The sequence below is a fragment of the uncultured Anaerovibrio sp. genome (assembly GCF_947302755.1).
In the GTDB taxonomy this organism is placed as follows: domain Bacteria; phylum Bacillota; class Negativicutes; order Selenomonadales; family Selenomonadaceae; genus Anaerovibrio.
In genome coordinates, this window is sequence record NZ_CAMYWM010000113.1 from 1 (window position 1) to 8,543 (window position 8,543).

12 protein-coding genes are annotated in these 8,543 nt (G+C 47.3%); all 12 read left to right on the plus strand.

What is annotated here, in order from left to right; translation table 11 throughout:
- The coding region (locus Q0Y54_RS10095) for a phage portal protein (RefSeq protein ID WP_297967206.1) at nucleotides 1–1,512 on the plus strand (1,512 nt) is incomplete at its 5' end.
- A complete protein-coding gene (locus Q0Y54_RS10100; RefSeq protein ID WP_297967208.1) occupies nucleotides 1,403–2,530 on the plus strand; it encodes a head maturation protease, ClpP-related in 1,128 nt (375 codons plus the stop codon). The genes Q0Y54_RS10095 and Q0Y54_RS10100, both read left to right, overlap by 110 nt.
- A 17-nt stretch (nucleotides 2,531–2,547) precedes the next feature.
- Nucleotides 2,548–2,916 (plus strand): head decoration protein, encoded by a 369-nt coding sequence (locus Q0Y54_RS10105; RefSeq protein ID WP_297967212.1) that lies wholly within the window; start codon nucleotides 2,548–2,550, stop codon nucleotides 2,914–2,916.
- A gap of 20 nt (nucleotides 2,917–2,936) precedes the next feature.
- Nucleotides 2,937–3,995, plus strand: a complete 1,059-nt coding sequence (locus Q0Y54_RS10110; protein WP_297967215.1) for a major capsid protein — start codon at nucleotides 2,937–2,939, stop codon at nucleotides 3,993–3,995.
- Between the two features lie 17 nt (nucleotides 3,996–4,012).
- Nucleotides 4,013–4,315: a hypothetical protein gene (locus tag Q0Y54_RS10115; RefSeq protein ID WP_297967217.1), complete on the plus strand. Its 303-nt coding sequence runs from the start codon at nucleotides 4,013–4,015 to the stop codon at nucleotides 4,313–4,315.
- Nucleotides 4,316–4,319: 4 nt separating this feature from the next.
- Nucleotides 4,320–4,652 carry a hypothetical protein gene (locus Q0Y54_RS10120; RefSeq protein WP_297967220.1) on the plus strand — a complete coding sequence of 111 codons (333 nt, stop codon included), beginning with the start codon at nucleotides 4,320–4,322 and terminating at the stop codon, nucleotides 4,650–4,652.
- An 11-nt stretch (nucleotides 4,653–4,663) separates the two neighbouring features.
- A complete protein-coding gene (locus tag Q0Y54_RS10125; protein WP_297967223.1) occupies nucleotides 4,664–5,179 on the plus strand; it encodes a hypothetical protein in 516 nt (171 codons plus the stop codon).
- On the plus strand, nucleotides 5,176–5,637 hold the full coding sequence (locus Q0Y54_RS10130; protein WP_297967226.1) for a hypothetical protein: 462 nt from the start codon (nucleotides 5,176–5,178) through the stop codon (nucleotides 5,635–5,637). Before Q0Y54_RS10125 ends, Q0Y54_RS10130 begins: the two co-directional genes overlap by 4 nt.
- A 1-nt stretch (nucleotide 5,638) precedes the next feature.
- Nucleotides 5,639–5,923, plus strand: a complete 285-nt coding sequence (locus tag Q0Y54_RS10135) for a hypothetical protein (RefSeq protein WP_297967229.1) — start codon at nucleotides 5,639–5,641, stop codon at nucleotides 5,921–5,923.
- The gene (locus tag Q0Y54_RS10140) at nucleotides 5,923–7,374 is read left to right on the plus strand and encodes a phage tail sheath family protein (protein WP_297967232.1); all 1,452 of its coding nucleotides are present in this window, start codon (nucleotides 5,923–5,925) and stop codon (nucleotides 7,372–7,374) included. Before Q0Y54_RS10135 ends, Q0Y54_RS10140 begins: the two co-directional genes overlap by 1 nt.
- Before the next feature lie 16 nt (nucleotides 7,375–7,390).
- The gene (locus Q0Y54_RS10145) at nucleotides 7,391–7,921 is read left to right on the plus strand and encodes a phage major tail tube protein (RefSeq protein ID WP_297967235.1); all 531 of its coding nucleotides are present in this window, start codon (nucleotides 7,391–7,393) and stop codon (nucleotides 7,919–7,921) included.
- Nucleotides 7,922–7,936: 15 nt separating this feature from the next.
- On the plus strand, nucleotides 7,937–8,299 hold the full coding sequence (locus Q0Y54_RS10150) for a hypothetical protein (protein ID WP_297967238.1): 363 nt from the start codon (nucleotides 7,937–7,939) through the stop codon (nucleotides 8,297–8,299).
- Nucleotides 8,300–8,543 lie beyond the last annotated feature (244 nt).

An 8,543-nucleotide genomic window follows, 5' to 3' on the forward strand; every position in this document is an offset into this window, starting at 1 on the left:
AGGGCAGCAGATGAAGCTATCAATACACCTGTGGGGGCGGCGGCAATAAATACCAGTGCTACCCACGCTATTGGCACGGGATTAACCTTGTTTCCACGGCCGAAATTTTCGGAGCTGGGGCTGACGGTAAAGGAGTCCCGTGAATGGATAAAAAAGACCAGGGCAGAATTTGAATTGTGGGCAGAGTCCAAGGAATGCGACCTTTACCGCCGTAACAATTTCTATGATTTGCAGCACATCGCCTATCTGTCATATATGACCGATGGGGATGCCTTTGCCCTCTTTCGTCGCAAGAAGGCCAATCCGAACAATCCATATACCCTGAGAATTCAGCTTTTGGAGGCCACAAGGGTATCAAATCCAATTAACAGCGGCTTTACCACGGTAAATAACGTGGAGATGTTTGCTCCTATCAGTGGCCATAGAATAATAAGCGGTGTGGAGGTGGATAAGGATGGGGCCATTGCCGCTTATTGGGTATCAAACAAGGTTCCATATGACCACATAGATATTACCGGAACAGTGGAATGGCAACGGGTGGAAGCGTATGGGAGCCGGTCAGGCGTGCCAAACATTCTGCAAATTTGCCATGATGTAAGGGCTGACCAATATAGGGGCGTTCCATACCTGGCTCCTGTCTTGGAGACGCTCAAGCAGACCAGCCGATATACTACGGCAGAGCTGGCCAGTGCCATTGTAAAATCATTCTTCGCTTTGTTCTTTACCAGTAGTGCAGCCTCAGGGCTTGATCTCAATTCCATGCTGGGGCAGGGAATTGAAATGGATCCGGGGGCTCCGGTTGTGGATGTGGGCGAGTATGCTTTGGGCCCCGGCACATTAAATGCCCTGCCTATGGGGGTAGATGTCAAGGCCATGGACGCCAGCAATGCCCAGAGTACCTTTGGCATATTTACCCAGGAGCTGATAAAGCAGATTGGGGCGGCATTGGGTCAGCCCTATGAAGTGCTAATGAAGAATTTCACCAGCTCCTACAGTGCATCCAGGGCAGCGTTATTGCAGGCCTGGGACGAGTACAAGCAACGGCGTATATGGTTTGCCCGTGATTTCTGCCAGCCGGTATATGAAGTATGGCTGGCTGAGGCTGTGGCCAATGGGCGGATTGATTGTCCAGGCTTTTTTGATGATCCACGAATAAGAAAGGCGTGGTGCAATGCTGAGTGGTACGGCCCTACCATGAGCATCCTTGACCCTGTAAAGGATATCAAGGGTTCCATATTGAGGGTGGATAGCGGACTGAGTACCGGTGAGCGGGAAGCAGCGGAAATGACGGGCAGTGATTTTGAAGATAATCTCCAACAGCTTGCTTATGAGAGAGAACTGCGGGAAAGCCTGGGGCTTGACCAATCAGCTACAGCATTTACCACGGAGGGAGGTGAAGAGAATGGGAAAGACAATGACAACGATGACGACTCCAAGGTTTTGGAAGGTGATGAACAAGGCGGAGGAGAACGAACCCGCCGAAATGTTCCTATATGGAGAAATCACTCATGAGAAATGGTTTGACGATGATGTGACCGCCAAGGCATTTGCTGAGGATTTGGCAGCCTTAAACGGCTGTGATTTGAAGCTCAGAATCAACAGTCCCGGCGGTGATGTGTTTGCAGCGCAGGCTATTTATAACCAGCTTAAGGATTATAAGGGGCGTGTAACAGCTCAGGTTGACGGGCTGGCTGCCAGCGCAGCAACAATCATCACATGTGCAGGAGATACCGTCATAATGCCGGAAAATGCCCTGTTTATGATTCATAATCCTTTGACCTGGGCCGTGGGAAATGCTGATGAAATGAGAAAGACGGCGGACAATCTCGACATTGTCCGGGATACGATTATCAGCGTATATCTGAGCCGTACCCAGGGCAAGGTGACGGAGAACGAGCTGAAGGACATGATGGATGCAGAAACCTGGCTTACAGCAGATGAGGCTGTAAGGTATGGCTTTGCTGACTCTGTGACCAATGAGCATGTTGAAAACCGCATAAACGGCAATATGCTTATCATGAATTCCATAGCCTGCGATTTGAGCAAGTTTAAGCACGGGGAGAAGGCCCGTGCTATATTTGAGAGCTTCCAGAAGCCAAAGAAGGAGGAAAAAAACACCATGGAAAACAAAGAAACATTAGGCTTGATTCAGAAAATTGCTGACAAGCTGGGCATCGGGGAGAAGATCGAGCCCGAACAGGACAATACTGCAATTGAAAATGCAGTAAAAGCTGAAAGAGAGAGAATTATCAATCTGGAGGCTATGCTTACCGGCGATAGTGTCACTGACGCCATTATCAATGTTGCCAAGGATACCGGCCAGGCTGCTGATGATATCAAGGGGTATGTGGACGCAGTAAAGAAGGCCCGTGAGAATGAGGCAGTAAACGATGCTGCGGTTCAGGCCATGTCCAATATCATCCAGGACAATATGGAATCCGGGGCGGCTGGTGTAACAGCCAGTGTACCGACTGCCGACGAAAAGCAGGCGGCTATTGATGAAATTGTGAATATTGCCAACGGCGAATAAGAAGGAGGATTAAAACAATGGCTAGTTTAGAAAAGGTTACAGGTGTAGCTTATGATGAACTGTTTGCAGGTCCTGAAATCCCTGTAATGACTAAAAATGTGACGATTAAGTCTGGTTCCACCGTGGTACGTGGCCAGCTGTTAAGTATTGATAGTGACAGCGGCAAGGTTATCCCTACCCCCGCAGCCGGGGACGATACGCCGGCAGGAGTAGCCGTATATGTGGCCAAGGAGGCTGTAGATGCTTCCACTGCTGACAAGGTAGCGACGGTATATACTTCCGGCTATTTCAACCGCGAGAAGCTGGTTGCAGTTACTGATGATACTGTTAGTGGGCATGAGGCAGAGCTGCGTGATGTTAATATCATTCTGTCCAGCTTGAAGTAAGAAAAAGGAGGATAAAAATAATGGCTATTGACATGAAAGATACTATTTCTCTTATGCAGGCAATGGAACGCATCAAGGCACCTGCCACCACACTGGTGGATACCTTCTTCCCTATCGTTCCAACCCCTGCCGTAACATCCAAGATTGCTGTAGAGTACAGAAAGGGCGGCCGTCGCCTGGCTCCATTCGTTATTGATGGCGAGGTAAAGGGTATCAACGTATCCCGCGAGGGCTCCAATGTGGATATCTATGAGCCTCCGATGGTTGCACCTCGTCGCACAATAACCGCTGCGGATATTGAGCAGCGTGGCTTTGGCGAAACCATCTACAGCACCAAGACTGCCGCCCAGCGGGCTGCGGAAATTCAGGCCACTGACCTGCGGGAGCTTCAGGCCATGATTTTGAACCGTAAAAATCAGATGGCTTCCGAAATACTTACCACCGGTTCCTACACTATCAAGGGCTATGCTGATGATGGTGTGACTGAAAAGCAGGCTACAATTTCCTTTGACTGGAACCAGACCATCACTCCAATCACCGAATGGGACCAGGCCGGAGCAACTATCTACAGTGATATTAAGGCCGCTTCTGAGATGATTCAGGAAAGTGCGGGCGTAGTACCTACTGTCATGATGGTAGGTAAGAATATCGCAAGCTACATGATGAATAACAATGAGATCATGAAGTGGCTGGCTGTACCAAACAACAGCAACCTGTCGATTATGAGCATTCAGCCGCGCATTGTATCGCCTCAGGTTATGCGTATTGGCATCATTCAGAGCCTTAACCTTGAGGTATACAGCTACATGGAGACCTACACCGCTGATGATGGCTCTGTTAAGCCGTTCCTGGGGGCCAATGATGTTATTATTGGTATACCGGGCCGAGGCCGTCAGCTCCATGGTGCTGTTAATCTCGTCAATGACGAGGAGGATGGCTTTGAGACTTATTCTGGCCTGTACGTTCCTAGGTATGCCGCAAGCAAGACCGGCAATATAATGAGCCTCACGGTGTATAGCCGTTTCCTGCTGGCTCCAGAATTCACTGACGATTGGGCTTATATTAAGGCCAAGTCCTGAGAATGGGGGCGGCTGCTATGATTATCAAAGTAATTAAGGGATATGTAAGCTACAAGGGTGAACTGTTCAGCACAGGTGAGACCGTGGATATTCCCGATGAACAGGCAATGCGCCTATTAAAGCAGGGTATAGCAGTCAAGGGGGCTGGCGATATGTCGGCCCCTGCTGATATAACTGTTCTTGATGAAGGTGTGGAGCCGGAAATGGTAGAAGCAGAACAGGGTGACATCGATGAAGAGAAAGCGGAGACGGTGGCAGAGCTGCCGGCATTGGAGCCGGAAGCAACGGTGAGCAAGAGAAAGCGCAAAGGGAAAGCGTGATAATATGAGTGCGTTTCATGAGCAGCTAAGGAAGGATTTTGCCAGTGTATTTCTTAACCTTGACGAATTCGGATCCGAGCACGAATTGAATGGCGTCAATGTTCGTTGTGTTGTTCAGTCTCCCACAGAGCAGGATAATCTTTTAAAGGGCTTGCAGTATAGGGGCTTTGAGGCTGTACACACACAGCAGGTCATTATATATGTCCCAAGGGAAGATATGCAGGAGCTTCCGGTAACGGATGAGATAATGACCCTTGATGGTGAAACATGTGTTGTTGATTCCTGCGTAAATCAGATGGGCATGCTCAAGATAACCCTAAATATTAATCATGGTTAGGTGGTGATATTATGGCTATTATTGCTGAATTGACTGGTGAAGAGAGGTTAATTCGGGCACTTAATTCTTTGGCTGATAAAAACATCAACCGAATTATAGCTACAGCAGCTGGCAGAGCCGCCACCCATGCCCGAAAAGTGGGCAACAAGGAAATACGAAAGGTGTATACTGCTAAATCTGGAGCACTGAAAGGCAAGGCACAAATCAGCAAAATGGCTGATGGTGCAGTAATTAATATTCGTGGTGGCAGTGAGCCGGTTAAATCATTTAGTGCAACTGTTAGGGGAAAAGGCATCTTTGTCGCAATCAAACGCAATAAAAAGGCGCTGATTCCCCGCTCATTCATGTTAAATAACCGCTTTGTGGCCAGAGATTCAACCAGCCGCCTGCCATTCCATGATTTGTATGGTCCATCTGTACCGCAGCTGTTTGGCAATCCTGATGTCTTGTCAAAAATGGAAGAGGCCGGGGCGGATATGTTTGAACGAAGGCTCATACATGAAATAACAAGGAGGTTAAACGTATGACTCCTTTGGATTGTGCCAGGGGCATTGCAACCTTTCTGAAAGAGGCTTGTAAGGAATATGATGAAAAAATCGTCAATATTTACCCTGGCTTTTTGCCAAAACAAAATGTGGCAGCCGAGTTAAGACAGATGTGCCCCGCCATTGCGGTAAGGCCGGATCATGTGATTGATGATAAGGCGCAATCAACTGTTGGCATAGTAATCTACATAGCGGTAATAGATAAGGACAAGAGTTATTCCGGGGATACTTTATTCCATCTGATGGAGTTTATACGGATGAAGCTCCTTGACAGTAACCCTATTGACAACAGATTTCTGATTGCCGATGGGATGAAATCAACCATTACCGATGAACAGCCTTTCCCTTTATGGTTGGGGTATATCGAGTTTGATGTTTATCTGCCACAGCCGAAAAATAATAGTAATGCTAAGTCACTGGCTGGAGAATGGGGGTGCTGATGTGGCAAAAGCAAAAAATAAGAAAGCTGTGCCTCAGTCCGCTGAAATCAAGGATAAAACACCTGTGATTTATGTAGGGCCGGGGGCAAGAAATTCCATTCTGTCCACCTATGCTATCTTTGCGGATGGCATTCCGGCAGAATTTGCAAATGATGATGTATTTAAGCAACTTTTTGTTACGCCTGATAAGCTGAACGAGGCAAGGCAGGCAGTAGGCAAAAAAGGAACCGCACTCAACAGCTTTTATCAGAAAGCTGTTGAGAAACTGAAAGGAGAGAATAAATAATGGGTTTTTTTCATGGTGTAAAGGCCAGTGAGGTCCCTACTTCGATTATTGCACCGGTACAGACTACAGCAGGCCTTCCGGTGGTATTTGGCACAGCTCCGGTACATCTGACTGACAATCCGGCGGCTTATGTCAACAAGCCGGTTATCTGCTACTCCTGGGCGGAGGCAGTGGCCGCTTTGGGCTATAGTGCCGATTGGGACAATTACACCCTTTGCGAGGCAATGTACAGTGAATTCAAGCTGTATGCTGTTAAGCCTATTATCTTTGTTAATGTTCTGAACCCTGCCATCCATAAGGCTGGTGTAAGCGGTGCAGAGAAGGATTTGGCTGCTGATAAAACTGTCACCATCAATGAACCAGTTATCCTCAGTACCTTAAAGGTCAAGGCATCCTCTGAGGCTTCTGCTGATGCGGTGTTGAATACTGATTATACTGCTGCTTATGATGATGATGGCAAGCTGATTATTACCGTGCTTCCTGACGGTGCTCTTGCTGAAAATACCAGCATTGTACTGACCTATGACAAGGTAGATCCTACAGCTGTAACGGCCAATAACGTTATCGGCGGTGTGGATAGCAGCGGCAACGCTACCGGATTGGAGCTCATTGATCAGATTTATACTATGTTCTCCATGGTACCGGGCATCGTGGCAGCTCCGGGCTGGAGTGAAAATCCGACTGTAGCAGCTGTTATGAAGGCCAAGTGTCTGAATATCAGCGAGCTTTTCCGTTGCATCTGCCTTACTGATATTGATACCGCTCAGGTAACCAAATATGCTGATGTTAACGCATGGAAGAACAATAACAACTACACTGGCACTAATCAGTGCGTATGCTGGCCATGTGTTCGCATGGGCGATATGGTATTCCACATGTCTACGCATGTTATGGGTATTATCGGAGTAACAGATGCTGCAAACGATGATGTGCCATATCAGTCTCCATCCAACCAGAGTCTGCAGGCCACTGGCCTTTGTCTGAAGGACGGTACCGAGGTTAATCTGTCCTTGCCGCAGGCTAATCTTTTAAACAGCCAGGGCGTTATTACAGGCCTTAATTTTTCCGGCGGCTGGAAGCTCTGGGGCAATTATACCGGCGCGTATCCTTCCATCACGGATGTAAAGGATAGCTTCATCTGTGTTCGTCGTATGTTTGACTGGCAGTATCAGACCTTTATTCTGACCTACTGGCAGAAGGTAGACCAGCCTCTTACTCCCAGACTGGTCAAGACCATCGTTGACAGCGAGCAGATTCGCCTTAACGGCCTTGTTTCCCGTGGCTTCCTGCTGGGTGCTGATGTTAAATTCCTCGAAGAGGAAAATCCAACTACTGACCTGCTCAATGGTATTATCCGCGTTCACAGCTACATCACTCCACCAGTTCCAGCTCAGGAGATTGATGATATTCTGGAATACGATGTCAATAATTTCCAGACATTGTTCAGCTAATAAGGAGGTTTAAACAATGGCAGTAAATAAGGTTCCTGAAGTTATTAATGACATGCGTGCCTATATTGGCGGCAGTTCTGACGATATGATTGGCGTTAAGGAGGTAGAACTCCCAGAGTTCTCCTCTTTAACTGCTGAGGTTACAGGCATTGGCCTTGCGGGTAAAATCGATGCGCCGGTTGAAGGCCATTTCGATGGCATGGAAACCAAGCTGACTTGGCAGCTTCCTACCAAGACAGCTGCTACCTTGATAGGTGGCAAGACTGTCAGTCTGGAGCTGTATGCGGATAAGCAATACTTCGACAGCGGCAGCGATGCCTATGTTCATGAGCAGTATCGCGTGGCACTCCGTGGCCGCGTGAAGAGCCACAGCCCCGGCAGTATCAAGGCCGGTGAGGCAACCGACAGCGAAACCGTCATTGAGACCCACTATATCAAGATTGATATCGGTGGCCAGACGGTATGCGAGGTTGATAAATTTGGCTATAAGTGCGTAATTAACGGCGTGGATCTGCTGGAGCAGATTCGCAAGAACATCGGAATGTAATGGAGGTATAAAAAAATGGCAGCAGAGAATGAGGTAAAAACGAAACCGGATGCGGATTTGGTTGCTGATGTGGCGCTGGTACCGGAGGTAGTGGATGAAAAGGATGTAATCCATCTGAAAAAGCCACTGCCTAATGGCAATACAGAAATTGTTTTCAATTTTGATAAAATAACTGGTTATGTTCTTCTCAGATGTGAGAAACAGGCACGAAAGGAAGATCCAGGATTAACCATTCCATTGTTGTCTACTGTATTCCAGGCTTTTGTGGCAGCTGCTGCGACAAAGCTGCGTTATGATGATATTGCTGGTCTTAGCGCACCTGATTTTATTGCAGTGACCAATAAAGCTGCTAATTTTTTAGCCAGTGCGGGCAGATAAACAAAATCCGTATATCTGCCTTAAGAATGTCCAAATATACAAATTCACCGATAGACTTTTTCTTAAATATGCCTATCGGTGAATTTTATATATGGGTCGAAAATATTAATAGTGAGATAGAACTGGAAAATAAGGCAACAAAAGATGCCATGAAGGGGAAATAAATAACCCCCTATACAGGGGGCTAAATTTTAAAACCTTATGGTAATGGTATCTTTTTTGGTTCAAATTTTTTTTTTATATT